This is a genomic window from Eubacterium segne, from assembly GCF_014287775.1.
In the GTDB taxonomy this organism is placed as follows: domain Bacteria; phylum Bacillota; class Clostridia; order Lachnospirales; family Lachnospiraceae; genus Eubacterium_G; species Eubacterium_G segne.
The window spans coordinates 21,678-46,616 of record NZ_JACOOZ010000012.1; the positions used below are offsets into that span (position 1 = coordinate 21,678).

Consider the following 24,939-nt stretch of genomic DNA (forward strand, 5'->3'; position numbering starts at 1 on the left):
TAGTGGATGGAGATGACGATAATGAAGAAGGCTTTAGTTGCAATGAGCGGCGGCGTAGACAGCAGTGTTGCTGCGGTTTTTATGAAGGAAAACGGATATGACACAATAGGTGTTACCATGAAGCTTTATGACAATGAAGATATTAATATGTCAAGAGAGAAAACCTGTTGTTCATTAAGTGATATTGAAGATGCAAGAAGTGTTGCATTTAACGTTGGAATACCATACTACGTTTTTAACTTTAAGGCAGAATTTAAAGAAATGGTTATTGACAAATTTGTCAATTGCTATAAATGTGGAATGACACCTAATCCATGTATTGACTGTAACAGGTATTTAAAATTTACAGAGTTGTACAGACGTGCAGAGGCATTAGGATGTGATGTTATAGTTACGGGACATTACGCCCGGGTTAAGTTTGATGAAAACACCGGAAAGTACCAGCTTCTTAAGGGAATTGATGATACAAAGGATCAAAGCTATGTATTGTACCATATGACTCAGGAACAGCTGGCACATACTATTTTTCCTCTTGGAGAGTATACAAAGGATGAAATAAGGGAGATTGCGGAAAAACATCATCTGGTAAATGCTGCAAAGCATGACAGCCAGGATATATGTTTTATTCCTGATGGAAATCATAAGAAGTTTATAGAGCAGTATTCCCATAAGAAAATAGGTCCCGGTAATTTTTTGGATGTTAACGGGAAAGTCATAGGAAAACACAACGGATATTACAGATATACAGTAGGTCAGAGAAAAGGCATTAATGTAAAACGGGAAGGAAAGCATTATGTTTTGGAAATCAGACCGGAAACGAATGAAGTTGTTGTTGGAAGAAACAAGGATTTATATACCAATGAACTTATAGCTACAGATTTTAACTGGATTTCCGGGGAAAGTCCTAAGGAGCCGGTAAAGGTAAGCGGAAGAACAAGATACCATCAGCCTCTTACAAAGGGTACGGCATCGGTACTTGAAAATGGAGATGTTAAGGTTGTATTTGATGAAGCAATCAGGGCTATAACCAAGGGACAGTCCGTTGTTTTGTACGATGGAGATGCAGTTCTTGGTGGTGGAACCATTATAAAAACAGATGTAAATGAAAATTAAAATAAAGCTTCTTTTTGCCGTAAAACAGGCGAAAGAAGCTTTATTTTTACACTAAAACATACTAAACATATATGAAATATAAATTTTTTAAAAAAATATAAAAATCCTATTGACAATGTAGGAATTAAATGATAATATCTTTATATCCTACAAAACAGATAGGGAATAAATGAAAAGGAGATTTGAATAATGAATAAGACAAAGACAGCTTATAATTACAACATGCGAAAGACATACTGTTGTTCCATGATGGTTAGTAAAGAAGAAGTGATTGGTAAAAATCGAATGTGTAAATAGTCTTATTAAATTATTGGAGGATATAAAAATGGCAAAAATAAATAAAAGTGCAGCAGAATTAGTTGGAAATACACCATTATTAGAGGTGACAAAATATCAGGAAAGTGTTGGAGCAACGGATGCTACTATTTTAGCAAAGCTTGAATATTTCAATCCGGCAGGAAGCGTTAAAGACAGAATTGCTCTTCAGATGATTTTAGATTTAGAGGAAAGTGGAGAGATTGAGCCGGGAGCAACACTTATTGAACCAACATCAGGAAATACAGGAATCGGAATTGCAGCTATAGCAGCAGCAAAGGGATATAAAGTAGTAATTACTATTCCGGAGACAATGAGTGTTGAGAGAAGAAACATTATCAAGGCCTATGGAGCAGAAATTGTACTTACAGATGGAACTAAGGGAATGAAGGGAGCCATTGCAAAGGCAGAAGAAATTCATGAAAACACACCGGGTTCAGTAATTGTAGGACAGTTTGTAAATCCGTCAAATCCAAAGGCACACAGACTTACAACAGGTCCTGAAATCTGGGAAGATACAGATGGGAAGGTTGATATTTTTGTAGCCGGTGTTGGTACAGGCGGAACAATTACAGGTGTTGGTGAATACTTAAAGTCAAAGAATCCTGACGTAAAGGTTGTAGCTGTTGAACCACAAACAAGCCCTGTATTATCAGAAGGAAAAGCAGGAGCTCACAAGATTCAGGGTATTGGCGCCGGATTTGTACCGGAAGTTTTAAATACAAAGATATATGATGAAGTATTTCCTGTATCAAACGAAGACGCATTTGCAGAAGGGAAGAACATTGCAAAAACAGAAGGCGTATTAGTAGGAATTTCATCAGGAGCAGCATTATACGCAGCAAAAGAATTAGCAAAGAGACCTGAAAACAAAGGAAAAGTAATCGTAGCATTATTACCTGACTCAGGAGACAGATACTACAGCACAGCACTCTTTGCGTAAGCAAAGACGTGCATCACCAAAAATCATTAAGCGTCAAAAGCTTGCTTTTGTAAGCAAAAATGATTTTTGGTTGATATAGGGCGCAGCCCGACAGTGAGATGAAGCAAAGCGAAATCGAACTGCACGTCTTTGAAAGACGAATAATCGAAAAAATAAAATCATTAAGCGTCAAAAGCTTGCTTTTGTAAGCGAAAATGATTTTTGGTTGATATAGGGCGTAGCCCGACAGTGAGATGTAGCGAAGCGAAATCGAACTGCACGTCTTTGAAAGACGAATAATCGAAAAAATAAAATCATTAAGCGTCAAAAGCTTGCTTTTGTAAGCGAAAATGATTTTTGGTTGATATAGGGCGTAGCCCGACAGTGAGATGTAGCGAAGCGAAATCGAACTGCACGTCTTTGAGAGACGTGTAGATAAATGCTAAGGTAGCGAAGCGAAATCGAACTGCACGTCTTTGAGAGACGTGTAGATAAGCTAAAAACAAATCGAAGGAGAATAAATATGAGCAACAGAAATTATAAATTTGAAACATTACAGTTACACGTAGGACAGGAACAGCCGGATCCGGCAACAGATGCAAGAGCAGTTCCAATTTACCAGACAACATCATATGTGTTTAGAAATTCAGAGCATGCAGCAGCAAGATTTGGATTAGCTGACGCAGGAAACATTTACGGAAGATTAACAAACTCAACTCAGGGTGTGTTTGAAGAAAGAATCGCAAAGCTTGAAGGTGGTGTTGCAGGTTTAGCCGTAGCATCAGGAGCAGCAGCAATTACATACACAATTCAGGCATTAGCAGGTGCCGGAGAACACATTGTTGCCCAGAAGACAATTTACGGTGGAACATCAAACCTTTTAGCTCACACATTACCAAACTATGGCATTACAGCTACATTTGTAGATGCCCATAACTTAGAAGAAGTTGAAGGCGCAATTCAGGATAATACAAAGGCAATTTACCTTGAAACATTAGGAAATCCTAACAGTGATATTCCTGACATTGATGCCATTGCAGAAATCGCACATAAGCACGGACTTCCTGTAGTAGTGGATAACACATTTGGTACACCATACCTTATCCGTCCAATTGAGCATGGTGCAGACATTGTTGTTCATTCAGCAACTAAGTTTATTGGTGGACATGGTACATCACTTGGTGGCGTAATCGTTGATGGCGGTACATTTGACTGGGCTGCAAGTGGCAGATATCCTGGAATTTCAGAGCCAAACCCAAGCTATCATGGAGTTAAGTTTACAGAGGCAGCAGGCCCTGCAGCATTTGCAACATATATCAGAGCAATTTTACTTAGAGATACAGGTGCAACAATTTCACCATTTAATGCTTTCTTATTACTTCAGGGAACAGAAACATTATCTCTTAGAATTGAGCGTCATAATGAAAATACAAAGAAGGTAGTTGAATATTTATCAAATCATCCGTTAGTTGAAAAGGTAAATCATCCATCATTACCTGATCATCCTGACCATGCACTTTACGAAAGATATTTCCCAAATGGCGGTGCAAGTATCTTTACATTTGACATCAAGGGCGGACAGGAAGAAGCTCATAAGTTTATTGATAACTTACAGCTGTTCTCATTACTTGCAAACGTTGCAGATGTTAAGTCATTAGTTATTCATCCTGCAACAACAACACATAGCCAGTGCACAGCTGAGGAGTTAGCAGAACAGAACATTAATCCAAATACCATCAGACTTTCAATTGGTACAGAAAACATTGATGATATTATTGAAGATTTAGATGAAGCATTTAAGGCTGTAGAAGGAAAATAATATAATTATCATAATAAAAAAACAACAGTGGCAAATGTCGCTGTTTTTTTTCTATGGAAAAATGTATTTTAATTATTCACTAAAGGCATTATAATGGTACAGATAACATTAAAAATAAAAAAGGTGATTTAAGTGGTTAAAGGGATTTTTATTGTACTTATTTTAATAATATTAAGTATCATTTATTCTGTTTTCAGGCAAAAAAGAAAGAAAAAGAAATTCAAGGTAAGAAGGGTTATAAGAACCTTTGCAGTGGTATTTCTTTTGTTTATTGTGTATTTGGTAATTGGTGGCATTGCTCCGTTCTTAATCCATAATAATATAACTAAAGATACTGAAAAAAAGGTGGAAAATACTAATTTTTACAGCGATAAGAAGGGCGTTGACAGGGCAGTAATTATTGAGGACAACGAAGAAGCCCTGAAAATGCGTTTGAAGCTTATTAAGGATGCAAAAAATAACATTGTTATGTCAACCTTTGATTTTAGAAGTGATGAGGCAGGAAAAGATATGCTGTCAGCTCTTCTTGATGCGGCAAACAGAGGAGTTAAGGTGGAAATTTTTGCTGACGGCTTTAATTCAGAACTTAGAATGGAGAGAAATAATTATTTCTATGCTTTAAGCTCTAACCCTAACATCAAAATCATTATTTACAACAAAATAAATCTTTTGACTCCATGGAAGGGATTGGGGAGAATGCACGATAAATACCTGATTTCTGACAATAAGGCGTATATGCTTGGAGGTCGGAACACATTTGGGTATTTTCTTGGAGACTATAAGGGACACAAAAATTACGACAGGGATGTTTTAGTATATAATACTGAATACAAGAAGGAAAAAAGTGACAGCTCCATATATCAGATAAAGAAATATTATAAGGATATTACTTCATTAAAATGCTGCAGTGTATTTCACAATAGCACTAAAATAGCAAAAAAGAAAAAGGTGAAGGAAGCAGGAGATTACTTAAAGGAGCGTTATACAACGCTCTCTGAAAAATATGATAAGTTTTTAAGCAGTGAGTATAATTATGAAAAAAATACTTATGAAACTAATAAAATAACCCTTATAAGTAATCCAACCACAATATATTCAAAGGAGCCGGTGGTATTTTACACTTTAATGAAATTAGCTGAAAATGCAAAATCTGAAGTTAAAATACATACTCCTTACATTATATGTGATGATTATATGTATGAAGGTTTGTCTAAAATAGGGGATAAAACCACAATAATGTTTAATTCTGCTGAAAATAACGGAAATCTTTTTGGTGCCATAGATTACATGAGCAACAAAGAAAAAATAATAGACACTAAAATGACCATAAAGGAATATGAGGGAGGAATTTCCTATCACGGAAAAAGCATGACAATAGATGATGATATGGCAATAGTAGGCTCATTTAACATGGATATGAGAAGTGCTTATATTGACACTGAATTAATGCTTGCCATTAACAGCAGGGAAGTTACAAAGCAGTTAAAAAATAATATGCTTTTATACGAAGAAAAGGCAGCTACAGTAAAAAATCTTAGTGAGTACAAGGATTTGCCTAAGGGAATGAAAATGAAGGAAATATCAGGGAAAAAAGAAAATCTGCATAAATATCTAGGCTGGATATTTAACGCATTAAGATTTCTTTTCTAGAAAAAATAGGTATAATGGGAAAATATAAAGGAGATGGTACTATGTTATACAACAGAAAAATAGTGATTATCGGTGCAGGTCACGTAGGAACCCACTGTGCAGCGGCACTGTCCTTTCAAAACATTTGTGATGAAATAGTTTTTATAGATAAGGATGAAGTCAAGGCTAAAAGTCAGGCAATGGATTTAGCAGACAGTGTATGCTTTTTGCCATCAGCTCCGATTATCAGAACGGGAGATTACAGGGACTGCGAAGATGCAGATATTATTGTTATCAGTGCAGGGGTGCCAAGGCTTCCGGGACAAACCAGGCTTGACACATTAGGGGCATCAATTGAATGTATAAAGGATGTTGTGGATAATTTAAATAAAACAGACATAAAGGGAATAATTATCACAATAACAAATCCTGCGGATATAATTGCCTACTATGTAAGAAAGCATACAGGACTTCCTAAAAACAGGGTGTTTGGCACGGGAACGTCACTAGATACTGCCAGAACAAGGCGGACAGTGGCAGATTTGTGCAAGGTGGACCCCCACAGTGTAATTGGATTTGCAATGGGAGAACATGGGGACTCCTCTATGGTACCTTTTTCACACCTTACAATTAATGGAGATGCTTATGACAAATTCGTTAAAGAACATGGTGACCGGTGCATAGATTTTAGTGAAGAGAAGGTTACTGAATGCACCCATATGAGAGGCATGGACATAATTAACGGAAAAGGTTCCACGGAATTTGGAATAGGAGCAGCCTTAGCAGATATGGCAAAGGCGGTGCTAACTAACGAACACAGAGTCCTTCCGGCATCAGTATTGTTAGAGGGAGAATATGGTCAAAATAATGTAAATGCCGGTGTTCCCTGTATTATAGGACGGAACGGAATTGAAGAAATAATTGAGTTAAAATTGACAGAAGAGGAAAATAAGCTGTTCGCTTCTTCATGTGATGTTATAAGAGAACATATAAAATTAGAGGAGAAAACCAAATGAACGAAGTTCATTTATAAGGATGTTTTCGACGAAATGCCGCTGACCGAAGGGAGGGGGCAATACACAATCAAGGAGAAAACCAAATGAACGAAGTTCATTTATAAGGATGTTTTCGACGAAATGCCGCTGACCGAAGGGAGGGGGCAATACACAATCAAGGAGAAAACCAAATGAACGAAGTTCATTTATAAGGATGTTTTCGACGAAATGCCGCTGACCGAAGGGAGGGGGCAATACATAATCAAGGAGAAAACCAAATGGAAAATTACAGCATACATCTTCCAAGTTATTCTATTGGAAAGGACGTTTATAAAGAAATACCTGAGATATGTGGTAAATATGGAAATAAAATAGTTGCAATAGGAGGACATAAAGCCTTAGCTGCCGCTAAAGACAAAATATTAGAAGCCATAAAAGATTCTTCCATGGAAATAATTGATTTTTTATGGTATGGAGGAGAGGCAACATACGAGAATGTAGAAAAGCTAATGGAAAATCCGGCAGTTATAAAGGCAGATATGATTTTTGCCATTGGAGGAGGAAAATCCACGGATACAGGAAAGTGCCTTGGAGTAAAAATTAACAAGCCGGTATTTTCTTTTCCAACTATTGCTTCTAACTGCTCTGCTTGCACCAGCGTATCCATAATGTATTATCCTGACGGACGTTTTAAGGAGCCTTTCTTTTATCCTGCACCGCCGGTACATGCATTTATTAACACGGAAATAACCGTTAATTCTCCGGAAAAATATTTATGGGCAGGTATGGGAGATACCTATGCCAAATATTTTGAGGCAGTTATGTCTTCAAAGGGAGAAGTACTTCCTCATTATTTTGCCATGGGGGTAAATAACAGCAAAATGTGTTACGAGCCTATTATGGAGTACGGAAAAGAGGCAATGGAATCAAACCGTAATAATCAGCTGTCAAAAGCCTACGAGCAGGTAGTTTTGGCTATAATTGTATCAACTGCATTGGCATCTATTTATCTTACTGCAGAGCATACGGTACATTACAATTCAGGATTGGCACATGCAATATTTTATTCCATGACATCATATCCTCATATTGAAAAAAAACATCTTCATGGGGAGGTGGTAAGTTACGGAGTGCTAAATCTTTTACTGGTAGACCAAAACACGGAAGATTTTGAAAGAGTATATAATTTCAATAAATCCGTTGGACTTCCTACATGTTTAGAGGACTTGGAATTTGAAAAAAGTCAGATAGATGATTTGGCAAAAGGAGCAGTTGTAATGAAGGACATTGAGCATAATCCATATGTTATTACTGGGGAAATGCTGTCAGAAGCCATGAGAAAGCTTGAATCATTAAAATAAAACTACACTAAAGAGGATTTTATGGATAAAAAGATAATTTTTTTAGATTTAGATGGAACATTAACTAACGATGAAAAGAAGGTTACGCCCCTTACCCAAAAGGCACTTTTAGAAATGCAAAAGGCAGGGCATATAGTTGTTTTGGCATCGGGAAGACCAACTCCCGGAATTTTACCTGTGGCAAAAGCTGTGGAACTGGAAAAATTCGGAGGCTATATTATGGCATTTAACGGTGGAAAAATTATAAATGCGAAAACCAACGAGGTTGTGTTTGAACAGGTGTTAGACAGAAAGTATATAAGTCCATTGTTAAAATATGCTAAAGAAAATGATATTGGGCTTATAACCTACGATGATAAACGGATTATTGTTGGAACAAGAATGGACAAATACATTGAAACGGAATCCTTTATAAATAAAATACCTGTTTATGAAACGGATATGGAGGAATATGTAACATATAATCCCAATAAGCTGTTAATGACTGCACCACCGGAAATTGCCACAAAACATGAACAGATCTTAGCCGGGAAGTACAAAAATCAATTAAGCATCAGCCGTTCGGCAGATTATTTTATTGAAATTATGCCTAAAGGAATTGATAAGGCGGCATCCATAGAGGTTCTTATAAATAAACTTAAAATAAGAAAGGAGAATACCATAGCCTGTGGTGACGGTTATAATGATATTTCCATGGTTGAATATGCCGGCATAGGTGTGGCAATGGAAAATGCCGTAGATGAAGTAAAACAGGTGGCAGATTATGTGACAGATTCAAATAATGAAGATGGAATTGCCAAAGTGGTAGAAAAGTTTGTATTTTAGGTTTATAAATTTAAGTTTATTATAAGACTATAAAATTTTATATTGACGAGAAATATTATGTGAGATATAATTGCCGCATAATTAAAGATGACCATTGAAACCGTTGATGCGGAGATAAAAGTAAATCGTGCACTTACAGAGAGCAGGGAGGCTGAGAACCTGCAGAACGCAGCTTACTAAATGGACCGCAGAGGGCATAGAACAAAGCATTTATGTTAGTATTTTGTGACGTGAAGGCATACGTTAGTTGCACAGGGTATGTTAGTACCCGTTGAGAGCGCATTTTTTATTGCGAATCAAGGTGGCACCGCGGAATATGATTTTATGAATATCCGTCCTTGATAGTAGAGTAATCCTACTGTCAGGGACTTTTTTATTGTATAAAATTCCTTAAGCTTATATGACATAGGTGGTTATCTGTTAATAAATATTTTTTTATAAGGAGATAAGAACATGAGAAAAGGAAGAGTATTAAGTATTTTATTAACAACCGCTATGGCAGCAACAATTTTTACAGGCTGCGGAAGCAATGACAAATCAGCTGATGCCTCACAAAAGGCAGACAAGAAAAAAATCGGTATCGTAACCATGGTGGAAAATGGTGCCTTTACTGATATGAAAGAGGGAATCATAGAAGAGTTAGCAAGCAAGGGATACACAAGTGATACAGCTACAATTGATTATCAGTGTGCATCAGGTGATGCTACAACCCTTTCAACTATTGCCAATAACATGACAGACGGAACATATGACATGGTATTTACCATTGCAACACCACCTACCCAGGCATTTGTTAATTTAGAATCAGACACACCGGTTTTCTTCTGTGCAGTTTCAGCACCGGTTGCAGCAGGAGTTTTATCAGATATGGATAGTCCTGATAAAAACGCCACAGGTACATCAAATGCCATTCCGGTATCAGACATTATTGATTTAGCACAAAATACAACACCGGCTAAAAAATACGGACTTATTTACAGTGGCAATGAAGACAATGCAACAAACACAATTAAGCAGGTTGAGGAATATTTAAAATCAAAGAACATTGAATATGTTGAAAAAACAGCACCTACATCAAGTGATATTGAAACAGCAGCCAATGCTCTTATAAATGAAGGTGTAGATGCCATTTTCGTACCAAATGATTCAATTATTCAGGACGGAGTTACAAAGTTAGCAGAAATTTGCAATGAAAAGAAAATCCCAACATATTGTTCATCAGCTACAACAGTTGCCTCAGGATGTTTTGCAACCCTTGCCATTGACGATAAGGGAATTGGCAAAAAAACAGTAGATATGGCAATGGATTACTTTGACGGAAAGAAAGTTAAAGATATTCCTTCACAGGTAGTTGGAATTGATTATTGCTCAGTAAACACCAATGCCATGAAAGCTCTTGGTATTACAAAAGACCAGATTAAAACAAAGTATGATATTAACGAAATTCAGTAATGGATGAGGAGATTTAGTAATGATAGAATTACAATATTATTTAACCAATCTGCCGGATTGCTTTATATATGGATTGCTGGCAATGGGTATATATATTTCACTTAGAATATTGGATATTCCGGATTTAACAACTGAAGGAAGTTTCGGCTTTGGAGCAGTTATATCGGTGCTGGTGTCTTTAAACGGACACCCGGCACTGGCACTTTTAGCAGGAATAGTTGCCGGTGCATTGGCAGGATTTATTACGGGGTGTTTACAGACAAAGCTTAGTGTTCATCCGGTATTAGCAGGAATAATAACCATGAGTGCATTATATTCCATTAATCTTGTATGCTATTCATTAACAGACAAGGGAGCCACAACTAACTTAAGTTACGGCAAAATAACAATATTTGATAAAATAAAGGAATTGCTTGGAATAACAGGTCAGTTTAACACAAGTATGTTAAAAGCTGTGGTAAGTTTTATTATTGTTGTGTTGGTTATAGCTGTAATTATCTGGTTCTTTAAAACCCATATGGGACTTTGCATAAGAGCCACAGGAGATAATCCTGATATGGTAAGAGCATCATCAATAAATGTTGACATAACCAAAATCATAGGTCTTATGATTGCCAATGCATTAATTGGTTTATCAGGAGCCATGGCATCACAAAGCGTTGGATATTCAGACATAAATACTTCTAACGGTACTCTTATTTATGGATTAGCAGCAGTAATTATTGGTGAGGCAATATTTGGAAAAAGAGGCGCTGCCATAGGAGTTATTTCAGCAGTTACAGGTTCTGTTATATACAAGCTTATAGTGGCATTTGTTATAAGACAGAATTTATTTGGTGATAAAAGCGCAAATCTTATGAAGCTTACATGTGCACTTATTGTTGCCATTACTCTTGCAATTCCTGCAATAAAGGAAAAAATTGCGGAAAAGAGAAGCAGAAAGGCGGAGATGTAATGTTAGAAGTAAAGAATATTTCAAAGGTTTTTGCCAAAGGAACAGTTAATGAACACGTTGCCATAAAAAATATGTCCCTTTCATTGGAGGATGGGGAATTTGTTACAGTTGTAGGCTCAAACGGAGCAGGAAAAAGTACACTTTTTAATGCAATTTGCGGTAGCTTCCTTGTGGATTCAGGACATATATTTTTGGATAATGAAGAAATTACATATAAAAGTGAGCATGCCAGGGCAAAAATGATAGGTCGTGTTTTTCAGGACCCCATGAGAGGAACGGCACCTAACATGACTATTGAAGAAAATCTCGCGTTAGCCTATACAAGATCGCAAAAACATTCATTACCTTTTTCAAGAGCATTAACAAAGAAAAAGGCTGAGTTTTTCAGGGAAAATCTGGCAAGATACAATATGGGCATAGAAGACAGAATGAAAACTAAAATCGGGCTTTTGTCAGGTGGTCAGAGACAGGTGGTTACTCTTTTAATGTGTACCCTTTCAATTCCAAAACTTTTGCTTTTAGATGAGCATACCGCAGCCCTTGACCCGGCAACGGCTAAAAGGGTAATGGAAATAACAAAGCAGATTGTGTCAGAAAATAATATTACCACTATGATGATTACCCATAATCTAAATCAGTCATTAAATACAGGCTCAAGAACCATAATGCTTGACTCAGGGGAAATTATACTTGATTTATCCGGCAAAGAGAGAGAAAATATGACCATAGATGATATGATAAAAATGTATTCTGCAAAGAAACAGAAAGAATTTGATAATGACAGAATATTGTTGTCTAGGGACTAAAGGATAAAAGAGAGGGACATATGGATTTTAAGGAGCTTTATGAAAAGTATAACTGGGGACAGGTAACAAAAGAAGAACAGGAATTTGTGGAAAGTGAGTTAAAAAGACGTAAAGAAGCAAAGGAAAACATCCATGAAGGCTATGAATCAGAGAATAAAAAGTCTATTGAAGATGATGTTGTTACAATAAATGACAGTCGGGAGGAGCCGGAAAGTAAGAAATCAAATAATGAGAATATAGATGAAACCACAGGGGAACATAAGAAAATTAATGTTCCCTTTGTGGTTTTGTCTTGTATAATGGCAGCTATGATTGTTACGACAATAGCAGTATATGTTATAAAAATTGACCCTATGGTTAAATATGTAAAAAAGGAAAAGGCTCAGGAAAACTATCCTTACAGCAAATGGAATATTGACAGCAAGACCCTGTATTCAGAAAAAACAGATGCCCAGTTAGGATATGAGACTCTTTTTCAGTTTCACAATAAAGGACAGTACATTCCTTATTTTGAAAATTTAGGAGAAATTGATAATAAAAAGGGCCAGTATTATTATCGTATAACGAAAAATATTCAGCCTTATGTGGGGATTACCTTAGAAAAAGCTCTTACAGTTGAAAAACCGGAATTTCGGAGTTATTTAGATGATGGAGAGATTATGTCCATAAACGAGGATGATGAAGATTACGGCAATCTTAAGGCAACCTTGAAGAAAATGAAAAAGAATAAGATTTATAATATTTTTATCTCTCTTAATAAGCTGATAGGGGATACGCAGCTTAAAAAACTTCTTGAAGAAAATTATTATCAGGATAATACATGTATAAAATGGGTGGGGGTTTATCCTTATGAAATTAATGACAAGTATCCACCAATAGGTATATATTTAGGAATTGATCAGTCAAGTATGGGAAGCATAAAGGAAATGACTTTGGGATATACAAATATGTATTCTGTTGACGGATTAACTCTTAAAGGTAACGGATATTTTTACAATGGAAAGAATTTCTTCATATATAGAAGTGCAAATGGCTATGTTTATGATGAAGGTCCTGAATTAGATGTGAAAACCGTAAAGGACAGCTTTTCCGAAAGGTTAGATTTTATGATAAAGCATCCTGAAGTGTTGAATTTTTTGGGACATCCGGAATATGAGGAATTTTATAAAAAAATTAAAAATATGGTGGATAAAGGTGAAACTAAATACTATGCATTAGCCCTTACAGGGGAAAAGGAGGATTTAGAAGATATGTGTAGTGGTTTAAGTGGATATGTAACAAGCATATCTGATGCAGATGAAGACGAAGATCTAATGTACAGCCTTATAAACAGCAACATAGACCCTACCAACAGCATATATAGCGGTACGGAATATGAGTAATTTACTCAAAACGGTAGCATGCACGCTTACATATTACCTCATAGGATGAACATATTTTGTCGGCAAGGCTTACAATGTAACTTTCCTTATATCTTGGAAGTTTAATATTAAGGGGAAACATGTGCTTTGCTATAATGTCCATTTCAATGTCAGTGAGTTCAAAATCCTTAGAGGCATTTTTCAGGGCTACAGCTGCGTGGTGGAAACCGTGCCATTTGTGTGCAGCATCCTTGTCATGCCAGTCATACAAAAAGTAATCATGTAAAAGAGAACCTCTTAAAAGACTGTTATAATCACAGCGGATATGGAATTTTCTTGCAATGCAGTAACTTATGTAAGAAACTGCAATACAGTGCTCTAGGGTGCTGGTGTTGCCATGTTGTATATATTTATCCATTCGTTTTACTTTTTCATTTTTTATTATGGGAGTGATTTTCAAGGTGAAATCCTCCCTTAAATTATCTGTACTAATAATATTTGAATTTTGCATTATACTAGTAACATCCTTTCAAAACATCTAAATGTTATTATACCCCTAAAAGTGTTAAATGTATATTAAAAATCTTTAACAAAAATTAACTTGTATATAATTTCATATATTGTTATTATAAGTGTGGTTTGATAGAAATATGGTAGTAGGTAAGTAAAAGGAGAAAATTAGAATGAGAAAGACAAAGATAGTATGTACTCTTGGTCCGTCAACAGACGTTGATGGTGTACTTGAAAAGTTAATTAATGTAGGAATGAATGTGGCAAGATGTAACTTTTCCCATGGTTCTCACGAAGAACATAAGAAAAGAATGGATAAGGTAAAGGAAATCAGAAAGAAATGTGACAAGCCTGTTGCCATTTTGTTAGATACAAAGGGACCGGAAATAAGAACAGGAATATTTGAAAATGATTCCATTTTTGTTCATACAGGTCAGAAATTTACCCTTGTGGGAGACAGACAGGTTAAGGGAGATGAAAACCATGTCAATATTACATTTCCTGATTTATATAAAGACGTAAATATAGGCTCAATTATTCTTATTGATGATGGTCTTGTAAAGTTAGAGGTTAAGGAAATTAGTGGAACGGATATTGTCTGTGAAGTAAAAAATGATGGTAAAATTTCTAACAGAAAAGGGGTTAATGTTCCTGATATTCATATTAACATGGAGTATATGAGTAAACAGGATAAAAGTGACATTATATTTGGAATACAGCAGGATGTTGATTATATTGCCGCATCCTTTGTAAGAACAGCTGAAGATGTAAAAGCCGTAAGAAAAATTCTTGATGAAAACGGTGGGGAAAACATCAACATTATAGCAAAAATAGAAAATAGTGAAGGTATTTTAAATGTAGACTCCATTATAGATGAGGCAGATGCCATTATGGTAGCCAGAGGAGACATGGGAGTTGAACTTCCGGAGGAAGAAGTTCCTATTATTCAGAAAATGATTATTAAAAAGGTATATGAGGCAGGAAAACAGGTTATTACTGCAACTCAGATGCTGGATTCCATGATGAATAATCCTCGTCCTACAAGAGCAGAAACCACAGATGTGGCAAATGCAATTTACGATGGAACCAGTGCCATTATGCTTTCAGGAGAGACAGCAGCAGGGAAATATCCGGTGGAAGCCGTTGAAACCATGGCGAAAATCGCTGAACGTACTGAAATGGACATAAATTACAAACAGCGTTTCTTTGATATGAAAAGAAGTGAAGGAAGTGATATTACCCAGGCAGTATGTCATGCTACATGTACTACAGCTTATGACCTTGGGGCAAAGTCAATTCTTACGGTAACTAAATCAGGAAGGTCTGCAAGAATGTTATCAAGATTCAGACCGGACTGTATGATTACCGCGGGAAGCACAAGTGAAAAAGTATGCCGCCAGCTTAATATGTCCTGGGGAGTTACACCAGTGCTTATTAAGGAAAAAGGTGATGTGCTGGAACTGTTTGACTATGCTGTGGAAGTGGCAAAGGAAAAGCATTTAGTGGAAAAGGATGACATTGTGGTTATTACATCAGGAGTGCCTCTTGGAAAGTCAGGAACTACTAATATGATAAAGGTTCACACTGTGGAATAATTTTATATTTCAGTTGAATTTGTCTAAAAAAAATGATAAAGTAAATATATAAATTAATAAGAACTTATGGTTATTTTAGCCATAAGTTTTTATTTCGATTTTTTATAATAAAATGGAAGGAGAACCAGATGGATAGTTGTGACAGTTGTGGGCGAAGTTTGCATAATGAATATACTATAGACGAAACTGATGCACATCATCCGTTTCGTTCTTAAAGTGCATAAATTCATATACAAGCTTCTTACATATACAGTCCGCTATATTTTTATGTAGCGGATTCTTTACTTTCTGTTTATGTGAAAGGAGGTATATGATGGAAGAAAATAAAGAATTTGAAGAAAAAAAGCCACAGGATACAGAAGAGTCAGGCACAGAGAATAATATAGAAACACAGGAATATGAAATCCCTGAAAAAGCCGATTATGAAGCTGAAATTATAGATATAATACGAGGCAATGAACCGGCTTATGTTAAGAAAGAGAAGTTAAACGATTATCATGAAAATGATATAGCATCGGTTTTAGAAGACTTAGATGTAAATGAGCGTAGAAGATTATATGCCCTTTTAGGTCTTGACAGGGTATCTGAAATTTTTGCTTATTTAGATGATCCGGAAGAGTTCATTGAAGAATTAGATAATGAAACAGCGGCAGATATTCTTGAGGCCATGGAGCCGGATGATGCCGTTGATATCTTAGATGAATTAGAGGAAGAAAAAAGTGAGGAGCTTCTCCAGTTAATGGATAAAGAGGCACAAAAGGATATTGATCTTATTCAGTCCTATGACGAAGATGAAATCGGTAGTAAGATGACTACCAATTATGTTAGCTTATCCTTAGACCTTACCATAAAGCAGGCAATGAAACGTTTAGTAGAACAGGCTGCTGACAATGACAACATTTCTACGTTATATGTTAAAAAAGAAGATGGAACCTTTTATGGAGCCATTGATTTAAAAGACTTAATTGTTGCAAGGGAATATGTAGAACTAGAATCATTAGTTATCACTTCATATCCTTTTGTGTATGACCATGAAACAGTAGATGACTGTATTGAAGAATTAAAGGATTACTCAGAGGATTCCATTCCGGTATTGGATAAAGACAATCACATTTTAGGTGTTATTACTTCTCAGGATTTGGTAGAAGTGGTAGATGAAGAAATGGGTGAGGACTATGCTAAGTTAGCAGGTCTTGCTGCAGAGGAGGAATTAGAAGAACCATTATCCCAGAGTCTTAAAAAAAGAGTTCCATGGCTTATCATATTGCTTATGCTTGGCATGATTGTATCTACAGTTATAAGTATGTTTGAAAAGGTTATAGTGGGACTTCCGATTATTGTTACATTCCAGTCAGTTATTCTTGGTATGTCCGGTAATGTTGGAACCCAGTCCCTTGCGGTGACTATCAGGGTTTTAATGGACGAAGAACTGGAATTTAAGCAGATGCTGGGATTTGTATTTAAGGAAATGCGTGTAGGTTTCTTTAACGGACTTATAGTAGGTTCTATTTCCTTTATATTTACAGGGGTATTTATATGGCTTGTCAGAGGACAGCAGTTTATGGATGCCTTTGCTATTTCAGGATGTATCGGCGTTGCACTGGCACTGGCTATGTTAATATCAAGCTTTGTAGGAGCTATTATTCCCATTATTCTTGACAAAATCGGATTTGACCCGGCAGTTGCATCAGGTCCTCTTATTTCTACCGTAAACGATTTAGTTGCTGCGGTAACATATTACGGACTTGCATGGGTTTTCCTTATTAACATATTACATTTATAATAAAAAACAAAGGAAGTACTAATGAATATACTGATATACTTATTTATAGTTTACTCATTTTTAGGATGGGTATTTGAGACAACAATTGCTGCAATAAAAAGAAAAAGGTTTGTTAACAGAGGAATCATTAACGGACCCTTCTGTGTGATTTACGGTATTTCAGCTGTTGCCATTACAGTTATTCTTAGGGACTTAAACGGATTCTGGCTGCTATTTGGAAGTATGATAGTAGCCACTCTTATTGAGTGGACCGGCGGACATATTATTGAAAAGATGTACCATGAACGCTGGTGGGACTATTCTAATTTCAAATTTAACTTTGACGGCTATATCTGCCTTGGTGCTTCGGTTATCTGGGCGATAATGGGCTTTGTTGTAAAAACATGGGTCAACGATCTCTTTATTAATATTTATAAAATTATCCCGGTATATATAATGGAAATCATAGTGTGGATTCTTTTGGCGGTTATATTTATTGACGGCCTTGCCACTATGCTTATTTTATCAGGACACCATAAAAGCGAAAAATATTGCAAAAAGGCAGAAGATATATTAGATACTGTAACTAAAAACTTAAGTGACAGAATTTATGGTGTTATTGACAGCCGATTAGGAAAGGCATATACAAGAAGCAAGCCGGAGACCGGGGAACAAAAGGATAAAACAAAGTTTGCCACAGGATGTAGTTTCTATAAGGTGGTTATGTTGTTTTTCATAGGGGCGTTCCTTGGAGACATTGTGGAGACGGTTTTCTGTCGTATAGTTATGGGAAGCTGGATGAGCAGAAGCAGTGTTATTTACGGACAATTTAGTATTGTGTGGGGGTTAGGAGTAGCTGCCATAACGGTGCTGTTATATAAGTACAAAGATAAAAATATCTTGTTTTTATTTTTTACGGGAACTATATTAGGGGGAGCATATGAGTACATATGCAGCGTTTTTACGGAAATAGCCTTTGGCACTGTTTTCTGGGATTACAGCGATATGCCATTTAACCTTGGAGGACGAATTAATTTATTGTACTGTTCTTTTTGGGGAATAGCGGCTATAGTTTGGTTTAAGGTTGCATATCCGCTACTGTCTGCCCTTATTGAAAAAATCCCAAAGAAACCGGGAATAATAGCTACATGGATGTTACTGGCATTTATGTTAGTGAATGTTTCCATATCAAGTATTGCCCTTGCAAGATATCAGGAAAGAAGCAAGGGAAAGAATGCAAATAATAACATAGAAAAATGGATAGACACAAAATACGATGACAATTTAATGAACCGGGTATACCCGAAAGCATTAATTGTAGACTGATTTTATATCTATCCATAAACAATTTTTATTTTGAACGTTTTACACCTAATCGCACAATAGGCCAGATAACACAGGCTAATGCAGTTCCAAACAATGCCGCAATTAACTGGGTTGTGGAATATGTAACTGTTGCAGCCTTGTAGGCTACGTGACTTAATCCCTTTCCAAAGGATGGAAGAACCCATCTGATAATAAGAAGTGTCATTACACCCCATTTGGCAACAGAGCCTGCTATAAGGCTTATTGGCAAAAGATTAAGTTCCAGCTTTTTGCACCTGACAAACCAGGCAAAAAGCACAAGAACCATGTTTCCTATCATAATACACGGAAGAATCATAGGTACAGCGGCAATAACAGGTGACCCGGTTATAATAAAAGATGTAATAGGGGCAACAGCTGAAACTATAATACCGCTAACAATTCCGCAATATAATGTATCAATAATAAGTATCAGGTTAATTAATCCACCAATAACATAAACTGAGTATGCAAAGGTTGGAACTTTAAAAAACTGTACTGCTATGCAAAGTGCAATCATTACTGCTGTAACGGTAATGGTTCTAGTCCTCATTTTCATACAATTCCTCCTTTGTTATTAAATGAAGATATTTTAAGTATTCTGACTGAGACGGTTTTGTTAATTCAGATTTTGATTTGTCCTGTTCAAGAGCAATGCCTGCTTTTCTGACATCAGCCAAAACTCCTGCACCACCAAGACATCCGCCGGGACATGCCATTCCCTCTAACAGATATCCGTCATATTTTCCGGCTTTGGCTAACATAAGCATTTTTTTGCATTCCGCTAATCCCTCCGCCTTAACTGTTTTTACCTCACGGTCAGGGTCAATACTGTTTAAAACATTTACAACGGCATTGGCAACACCACCACTGGCAGCGAATCCCTTACCATAGGAGCTGGAAGTTTGTCTGAATTCTTCTAGTTCAAGATTATTAAAATCAATTCCCTTAGCATCAAAAATCCCCATCATTTCCTCAAAGGTTAAAACAAAGTCAATATCGCTTCGTACTGAGCGACGGCTTGCTTCAAGCTTTTTCGCAGCACATGGACCAATGAATACTACCTTACAGTCAGGATGGCGTTTCTTAATCATACGTCCTGTTAAAACCATAGGAGTAAGGGTCATGGAAATATGGTTAGCATATTCAGGTAAAGTCTTTTTAGCCATAACAGACCATGCAGGACAACATGAAGTACCAAGCCATGACAAATGTTCAGGAACCTCTTTTATGAAATCAGCTGCTTCCTGAATAGCACAAAGGTCGGCACCGATTGCTACCTCTTCCATTTCTTCAAAACCTACAGCTTTAAGGGCAGCCCTTACCATGGCAGGAGTAACCTCGTCACCGAATTGCTTTACAAAGGAAGGGGCAATGGCTGCATATATAGGAGTATCACTTTTCAGTGCCAGCACTGTCTGGAAAATCTGGCTTTTATCCACAATAGCACTAAAAGGACAACTTACAAGACACATACCACAGGACACACACTGGTCATAATCGATGTCAGCTCTGCCGTATTCATCAGATTTAATGGCATTCATGCCACAGGCAGCTGCACAGGGACGTTCCTGTTTAATAATTGCATTGTAAGGGCATGCATTTAAACACTTGCCACATTTTATACATTTATCCTGGTCAATAACGGAATGACCATTTTCCATATGGATAGCTTTCTTTGGACAAACCTCAACGCATGGATGCTCAATACATCCCTGACATCCGTTGGTTACGAAAATCTTTTTTTCAGGGCATGCATGACATGCAAATTTTATAATGTTAATAAGAGGAGGGTCATAATACTTTTCATCAATGGCACTGGCATCTATTCCATCTGAAAGTGGTGCATGCTCAGACACTTTTCTAATAGGAAGTCCAATGGTAGCACGAAGACGTTCTCCTACAATGGCACGTTCAATAAAAATGTTATTGTAATATTTTCCAATTTCACCGGGAATGATTTTGTAAGGCAGTTCTTCAATTCGTGTGAAATCTCCGCCTTCAAAAGCCATTCTTGCAACTTCCGTAAATACCTTATGACGTATCTCCGTCTTGTTTGAATAAATTCCTCTCATGTATTTCTCCATTTCATATAATTCAAATAAAAAACAGTCATAAAAACTATTATTAATTATAACATAGCATACAAAATAAGCACAAGTAAAATATAGTTAATTTTTTAACAATATAAAACCTAAATCGGAAGGTGCCGGTGCAAATTATGAAACATTAGGGTATTTTTTTAGAAAAATATTTAATTTCGAATTTGTGGTTGAAATTTTCCTTTATAGAGTTGTATTATATGTTGTGGCGATAATGAGAATAGAAGAAAATGAAATTATAAAGGAAAAAAGAAATGACAAATATGAATGAGAAAATTGAAAATCCCTTAGGAACGGAACCAGTGGGGAAGCTGCTTAGAAAATTTGCAGTTCCAAGTATTATATCAATGCTTGTAATGTCTTTGTACAATATAGTAGATCAGATCTTTATAGGACAGTGTGTAGGAGAGTTAGGAAATGCTGCCACTAATGTTGCCTTTCCCTTTACCACCTTATGTATTGCTACGGCACTGGCTTTTGGAATAGGTGGAGCTTCAGGATTTAATTTAAACTTAGGTGCAGGAGAAAAGGAAAAAGCACCATATTTTATAGGCGTAAGTGCTTCAATGATGTTTATTATCGGTGTTGTTCTGTCTGTTGTGGGACTTACGGCATTAAAACCCCTACTTTTATTCTTTGGTTCAACAGATACGGTATTACCGTATGCCATGGAATATACAAAATATCTGGCATTGGGATTTCCTTTTGCCATTATTTCATCTGGTGGTTCACATTTAGTAAGAGCAGACGGAAGTCCGAAGTTTTCCATGGCCTGTAACCTTGTAGGCGCCATTGTAAATGTAATTTTAGATTACCTTTTTGTCATGGTATTTAACTGGAAAATGGCAGGAGCAGCAATAGCTACTGTAATAGGACAAATTTTAGCTTCAATTATGGTTATATGGTACTTGATTCATTTTAAAACCATTAAGCTTCACGGAAAGCATTTTGTACCACAACTTAAGATAGTAGGAAGAACTGTACATCTTGGAATGGCACAGTGCTTAAATCAGCTGGCAATTATGTTTGTTCAGGTTGTAATGAATAAATCACTGACATATTACGGTGCCCTTAGCCCTTATGGTGCGGACATTCCCCTTGCCTGTACGGGAATTGTAATGAAGGTTAATCAGGTGTATTTCTCCATATGTATAGGTGTGGCACAGGGAATACAGCCTATTGCCAGTTTTAACAGGGGAGCAGGTAAAAATGACAGAGTTAAAAAGACCTATAAGCTTGCCGTTTCCTGCAATACAATTATTTCAACTATTGCATTTATAATATTCCAACTGTTCCCAAGACAGATAATAAGCATATTCGGTTCAGGAAGCCCTGAATATTTTAGGTTTTCCATTAACTTTTTCAGAATATTTTTATTTATGACTTTCTTAGACGGAATACAGCCAATAACATCAACATTTTGTACTGTTATAGGGGAACCAAACAAGGGAACATTTTTGTCTCTTACAAGACAGGTTATATGCTTTATACCACTTATGATTGTGTTACCATATATTTTCCACAACTTTGGCTATTTAGGTATAGATGGTATGATGTATGTTGCACCGATATCCGACTTTTTAGCAGCAGTACTGTCGTTAATTGTAATTAAAAAGGTGTTTAAAAAGTTAGTTTAGAACATTTTGTATGAGGGAAAACTATAATTGGAGATTTTGTAAAAAAAAGAAGAAATATTTCAGAAATGTTGCAATTGCCACTGTACAAAATGGAATATGTTGTGCTATAATGCTTTAAGCATATACAAGATATAGTATTCGAGCTTGAGAGGGAGAAAAGATGGAAGTTTTATTGAGAAAGGTAATTAAACGAAACGGTCAGGAAGTTTCGTTCGACGTTAACAAGATTCTTAATGCTATAAGGAAGGCAAATAACGAGATTGCCCCTATACATAAGTTAAACGAGTATCAGATTGCGGCAGTGGGAAATCTTGTTGTTGACCAGATTGAAAAATCAAACCATGCAGTAGCAGTTGAAGATATTCAGGACATGGTAGAGAGAGGCATCATGGAGATGCGTGGATATGAGGTAGCCCAGAAGTACGTAAGATACAGATATACACGTGAATTAGCCAGAAAAGCCAACACAACAGATGATGGAATTTTGTCTCTTATTGATCAGATTAATGAAGAAGTTAAACAGGAAAATTCCAACAAGAATCCTACAATTAACTCCACCCAGAGAGATTATATGGCAGGTGAAGTCAGCAAGGATTTAACTAAACGTATTTTATTGCCGGAGGATATTGTTCAGGCTCATGAGCAGGGAATTATACATTTCCATGATTCCGACTATTTTGCACAGAAGGAGCACAACTGTGACTTAATTAATTTAGAGGATATGCTTCAAAATGGAACATGCATATCCGAAACTAAAATAGATACACCTCACAGCTTTTATACAGCCTGCAATGTTACTACACAGATTGTGGCACAGGTTGCCAGCAATCAGTACGGCGGTCAGTCATTTTCATTAGGACATTTGGCACCTTTTGTTCAGGTGAGCAGAGAAAAAATTACCAAAGAAGTTTTAGCTGAAAGAGATGAACTCAACTTGAATTACAGTGATGAGCAGGTAAAACAAATTGCCGAGAGAAGATTAAAGGATGAGATAAACCGTGGTATCCAGACTATTCAGTATCAGCTGATTACTCTTATGACATGTAATGGGCAGGCACCTTTTGTAACAATGTTTATGTATCTTGATGAGGTACCGGAAGGTCAGACCAGGGATGATTTGGCTACCCTTATAGAAGAGGTTTTAAAACAGCGTATTCAAGGTGTTAAAAATGAAAAAGGTGTTTGGATTACACCGGCATTTCCTAAAATTATATATGTTTTAGATGAAGATAATGTTACACCGGATTCAAAATACTGGGCACTTACGGAGCTTGCAGCAAAATGTACTGCCAAGAGAATGGTTCCTGATTATATTTCAGCTAAGGTTATGAAAGAAATGAAGCAGGGATGCGTTTATCCATGTATGGGCTGCAGAAGCTTCCTTACAGTTGAGGACAGCCAGAGAAACGCAGACGGAACCCACAAATTCTATGGACGTTTCAATCAGGGTGTTGTAACCATTAACTTAGTTGATGTGGCTTGCTCATCTAACGGTGATATGGAACTGTTCTGGAAAATTTTGGAAGAAAGACTGGAGTTATGCCACAGGGCACTTAGATGCAGACATGAGAGACTTCTTGGAACACCTTCAGATGTGGCACCTATTTTATGGCAAAACGGTGCTTTGGCACGTCTTAAAAAGGGTGAAACTATTGATAAATTATTATTTAACGGATATTCAACCATTTCATTGGGCTATGCAGGTCTTTATGAAATGTGTGTAAGAATGACAGGTAAATCTCACACTACTCCTGAAGGAAAAGAGTTTGCCATTAAGGTTATGCAGAAGTTAAATGATAAATGTGCTGAGTGGAAGGCAGCTGAAAACATCAGCTATTCCGTATATGGAACACCTATGGAATCTACTACCTATAAGTTTGCTAAGTGTCTCCAGAAGAGATTTGGCATTATAAAGGGTGTTACAGATAAAAATTACATTACCAACAGTTATCATGTTCATGTGACAGAAGAAATAGATGCTTTCAGTAAGCTTAAGTTTGAATCAGAATTTCAGAAACTTTCACCGGGTGGTGCCATAAGCTACGTAGAAGTTCCTAATCTTCAGGACAATATCGAAGCAGTAATTGAAGTAATGAAATTTATTTATGACAACATTATGTATGCTGAATTAAATACTAAATCTGATTATTGTGAGTGCTGCGGATACAATGGAGAAATTCAGATTGTATCAGACGAAGAGTCAGGAAAGTTAATTTGGGAATGCCCAAGCTGTGGAAACAGAAATCAGGATAAAATGAGTGTTGCCAGAAGAACATGCGGATACATTGGAACCCAGTTCTGGAATCAGGGAAGAACTCAGGAAATAAAGGATAGGGTACTTCATTTGTAAAAAATAATAGTTATAAAAATAAAGGAGATTGCTGTCGGACAGATGGCAATTTCTTTTTTTTATTTAGTGTGGTATAATAATCACAG

The 24,939-nt window shown here is 36.5% G+C and carries 19 protein-coding genes; 16 read left to right on the top strand and 3 right to left on the bottom strand.

Annotated elements, in window-relative coordinates; all coding sequences use genetic code 11:
* Positions 1 to 21 precede the first annotated feature (21 nt).
* The 11 genes from mnmA to H8S00_RS13410 all read left to right on the top strand — a co-directional run bounded on the left by mnmA (position 22) and on the right by H8S00_RS13410 (position 13,574).
* Positions 22 to 1,113 carry a tRNA 2-thiouridine(34) synthase MnmA gene (mnmA, locus tag H8S00_RS13360; protein ID WP_021952916.1) on the top strand — a complete coding sequence of 364 codons (1,092 nt, stop codon included), beginning with the start codon at positions 22 to 24 and terminating at the stop codon, positions 1,111 to 1,113.
* 325 nt (positions 1,114 to 1,438) lie between these two features.
* Complete coding sequence (gene cysK, locus H8S00_RS13365) at positions 1,439 to 2,371, top strand: cysteine synthase A (RefSeq protein WP_118589554.1); 933 nt, start codon at positions 1,439 to 1,441, stop codon at positions 2,369 to 2,371.
* A gap of 502 nt (positions 2,372 to 2,873) precedes the next feature.
* Positions 2,874 to 4,169, top strand: a complete 1,296-nt coding sequence (locus H8S00_RS13370) for an O-acetylhomoserine aminocarboxypropyltransferase/cysteine synthase family protein (RefSeq protein WP_118589553.1) — start codon at positions 2,874 to 2,876, stop codon at positions 4,167 to 4,169.
* Between the two features lie 132 nt (positions 4,170 to 4,301).
* A complete protein-coding gene (locus H8S00_RS13375) occupies positions 4,302 to 5,819 on the top strand; it encodes a phospholipase D family protein (protein WP_366459988.1) in 1,518 nt (505 codons plus the stop codon).
* A 41-nt stretch (positions 5,820 to 5,860) separates the two neighbouring features.
* The gene (locus H8S00_RS13380; protein ID WP_186840722.1) at positions 5,861 to 6,814 is read left to right on the top strand and encodes an L-lactate dehydrogenase; all 954 of its coding nucleotides are present in this window, start codon (positions 5,861 to 5,863) and stop codon (positions 6,812 to 6,814) included.
* A 257-nt stretch (positions 6,815 to 7,071) separates the two neighbouring features.
* Positions 7,072 to 8,154, top strand: a complete 1,083-nt coding sequence (locus tag H8S00_RS13385; RefSeq protein WP_186840723.1) for an iron-containing alcohol dehydrogenase family protein — start codon at positions 7,072 to 7,074, stop codon at positions 8,152 to 8,154.
* 21 nt (positions 8,155 to 8,175) lie between these two features.
* The gene (locus tag H8S00_RS13390; RefSeq protein ID WP_186840724.1) at positions 8,176 to 8,979 is read left to right on the top strand and encodes a Cof-type HAD-IIB family hydrolase; all 804 of its coding nucleotides are present in this window, start codon (positions 8,176 to 8,178) and stop codon (positions 8,977 to 8,979) included.
* Positions 8,980 to 9,432: 453 nt separating this feature from the next.
* Positions 9,433 to 10,431: an ABC transporter substrate-binding protein gene (locus H8S00_RS13395; RefSeq protein WP_118589549.1), complete on the top strand. Its 999-nt coding sequence runs from the start codon at positions 9,433 to 9,435 to the stop codon at positions 10,429 to 10,431.
* A gap of 19 nt (positions 10,432 to 10,450) precedes the next feature.
* Positions 10,451 to 11,386, top strand: a complete 936-nt coding sequence (locus H8S00_RS13400; protein ID WP_186840725.1) for an ABC transporter permease — start codon at positions 10,451 to 10,453, stop codon at positions 11,384 to 11,386.
* Complete coding sequence (locus H8S00_RS13405) at positions 11,386 to 12,192, top strand: ABC transporter ATP-binding protein (protein ID WP_186840726.1); 807 nt, start codon at positions 11,386 to 11,388, stop codon at positions 12,190 to 12,192. Before H8S00_RS13400 ends, H8S00_RS13405 begins: the two co-directional genes overlap by 1 nt.
* Positions 12,193 to 12,212: 20 nt before the next feature.
* Positions 12,213 to 13,574: an anti sigma factor C-terminal domain-containing protein gene (locus tag H8S00_RS13410; RefSeq protein WP_186840727.1), complete on the top strand. Its 1,362-nt coding sequence runs from the start codon at positions 12,213 to 12,215 to the stop codon at positions 13,572 to 13,574.
* 1 nt (position 13,575) lies between these two features.
* Here the strand turns inward: H8S00_RS13410 and H8S00_RS13415 are convergent, their stop codons facing one another.
* Entirely contained in the window at positions 13,576 to 14,064 is a 489-nt protein-coding gene (locus H8S00_RS13415) for an HD domain-containing protein (protein WP_186840728.1), read from the bottom strand.
* Between the two features lie 172 nt (positions 14,065 to 14,236).
* Here H8S00_RS13415 and pyk point away from each other — a divergent pair, with 172 nt between their 5' ends.
* The 3 genes from pyk (at position 14,237) to H8S00_RS13430 (ending at position 18,746) form a co-directional block, all read left to right on the top strand.
* A complete protein-coding gene (gene pyk / locus H8S00_RS13420; protein ID WP_186840729.1) occupies positions 14,237 to 15,658 on the top strand; it encodes a pyruvate kinase in 1,422 nt (473 codons plus the stop codon).
* Between the two features lie 313 nt (positions 15,659 to 15,971).
* A complete protein-coding gene (gene mgtE, locus H8S00_RS13425) occupies positions 15,972 to 17,441 on the top strand; it encodes a magnesium transporter (protein WP_021951914.1) in 1,470 nt (489 codons plus the stop codon).
* A 21-nt stretch (positions 17,442 to 17,462) separates the two neighbouring features.
* Positions 17,463 to 18,746, top strand: a complete 1,284-nt coding sequence (locus H8S00_RS13430) for a putative ABC transporter permease (protein WP_186840730.1) — start codon at positions 17,463 to 17,465, stop codon at positions 18,744 to 18,746.
* Between the two features lie 25 nt (positions 18,747 to 18,771).
* Here the strand turns inward: H8S00_RS13430 and H8S00_RS13435 are convergent, their stop codons facing one another.
* Together H8S00_RS13435 and H8S00_RS13440 are read right to left on the bottom strand one after the other, a co-directional pair.
* Positions 18,772 to 19,323 (bottom strand): ECF transporter S component, encoded by a 552-nt coding sequence (locus tag H8S00_RS13435; RefSeq protein WP_021951916.1) that lies wholly within the window; start codon positions 19,321 to 19,323, stop codon positions 18,772 to 18,774.
* Positions 19,307 to 20,839: a 4Fe-4S dicluster domain-containing protein gene (locus H8S00_RS13440; protein ID WP_021951917.1), complete on the bottom strand. Its 1,533-nt coding sequence runs from the start codon at positions 20,837 to 20,839 to the stop codon at positions 19,307 to 19,309. The genes H8S00_RS13435 and H8S00_RS13440 overlap by 17 nt, the downstream gene beginning before the upstream one ends.
* A 290-nt stretch (positions 20,840 to 21,129) precedes the next feature.
* Between H8S00_RS13440 and H8S00_RS13445 the strand changes: the two genes are divergently transcribed.
* Complete coding sequence (locus H8S00_RS13445) at positions 21,130 to 22,503, top strand: MATE family efflux transporter (RefSeq protein WP_118589637.1); 1,374 nt, start codon at positions 21,130 to 21,132, stop codon at positions 22,501 to 22,503.
* Between the two features lie 160 nt (positions 22,504 to 22,663).
* Positions 22,664 to 24,853, top strand: a complete 2,190-nt coding sequence (gene nrdD, locus H8S00_RS13450) for an anaerobic ribonucleoside-triphosphate reductase (RefSeq protein ID WP_186840731.1) — start codon at positions 22,664 to 22,666, stop codon at positions 24,851 to 24,853.
* Positions 24,854 to 24,939 lie beyond the last annotated feature (86 nt).

Excerpts from the sequence above, each read along its gene's own strand:
- H8S00_RS13440 (WP_021951917.1), bottom strand. The coding sequence starts at position 20,839 with ATGAGAGGAATTTATTCAAACAAGACGGAGATACGTCATAAGGTATTT.
- H8S00_RS13390 (WP_186840724.1), top strand. The coding sequence starts at position 8,176 with ATGGATAAAAAGATAATTTTTTTAGATTTAGATGGAACATTAACTAAC.
- H8S00_RS13380 (WP_186840722.1), top strand. The coding sequence starts at position 5,861 with ATGTTATACAACAGAAAAATAGTGATTATCGGTGCAGGTCACGTAGGA.
- mnmA (WP_021952916.1), top strand. The coding sequence starts at position 22 with ATGAAGAAGGCTTTAGTTGCAATGAGCGGCGGCGTAGACAGCAGTGTT.
- H8S00_RS13415 (WP_186840728.1), bottom strand. The coding sequence starts at position 14,064 with ATGCAAAATTCAAATATTATTAGTACAGATAATTTAAGGGAGGATTTC.
- pyk (WP_186840729.1), top strand. The coding sequence starts at position 14,237 with ATGAGAAAGACAAAGATAGTATGTACTCTTGGTCCGTCAACAGACGTT.
- H8S00_RS13385 (WP_186840723.1), top strand. The coding sequence starts at position 7,072 with ATGGAAAATTACAGCATACATCTTCCAAGTTATTCTATTGGAAAGGAC.
- mgtE (WP_021951914.1), top strand. The coding sequence starts at position 15,972 with ATGGAAGAAAATAAAGAATTTGAAGAAAAAAAGCCACAGGATACAGAA.
- cysK (WP_118589554.1), top strand. The coding sequence starts at position 1,439 with ATGGCAAAAATAAATAAAAGTGCAGCAGAATTAGTTGGAAATACACCA.
- H8S00_RS13410 (WP_186840727.1), top strand. The coding sequence starts at position 12,213 with ATGGATTTTAAGGAGCTTTATGAAAAGTATAACTGGGGACAGGTAACA.
- H8S00_RS13395 (WP_118589549.1), top strand. The coding sequence starts at position 9,433 with ATGAGAAAAGGAAGAGTATTAAGTATTTTATTAACAACCGCTATGGCA.
- H8S00_RS13430 (WP_186840730.1), top strand. The coding sequence starts at position 17,463 with ATGAATATACTGATATACTTATTTATAGTTTACTCATTTTTAGGATGG.
- H8S00_RS13435 (WP_021951916.1), bottom strand. The coding sequence starts at position 19,323 with ATGAAAATGAGGACTAGAACCATTACCGTTACAGCAGTAATGATTGCA.
- H8S00_RS13445 (WP_118589637.1), top strand. The coding sequence starts at position 21,130 with ATGAATGAGAAAATTGAAAATCCCTTAGGAACGGAACCAGTGGGGAAG.
- H8S00_RS13370 (WP_118589553.1), top strand. The coding sequence starts at position 2,874 with ATGAGCAACAGAAATTATAAATTTGAAACATTACAGTTACACGTAGGA.
- H8S00_RS13400 (WP_186840725.1), top strand. The coding sequence starts at position 10,451 with ATGATAGAATTACAATATTATTTAACCAATCTGCCGGATTGCTTTATA.
- nrdD (WP_186840731.1), top strand. The coding sequence starts at position 22,664 with ATGGAAGTTTTATTGAGAAAGGTAATTAAACGAAACGGTCAGGAAGTT.
- H8S00_RS13405 (WP_186840726.1), top strand. The coding sequence starts at position 11,386 with ATGTTAGAAGTAAAGAATATTTCAAAGGTTTTTGCCAAAGGAACAGTT.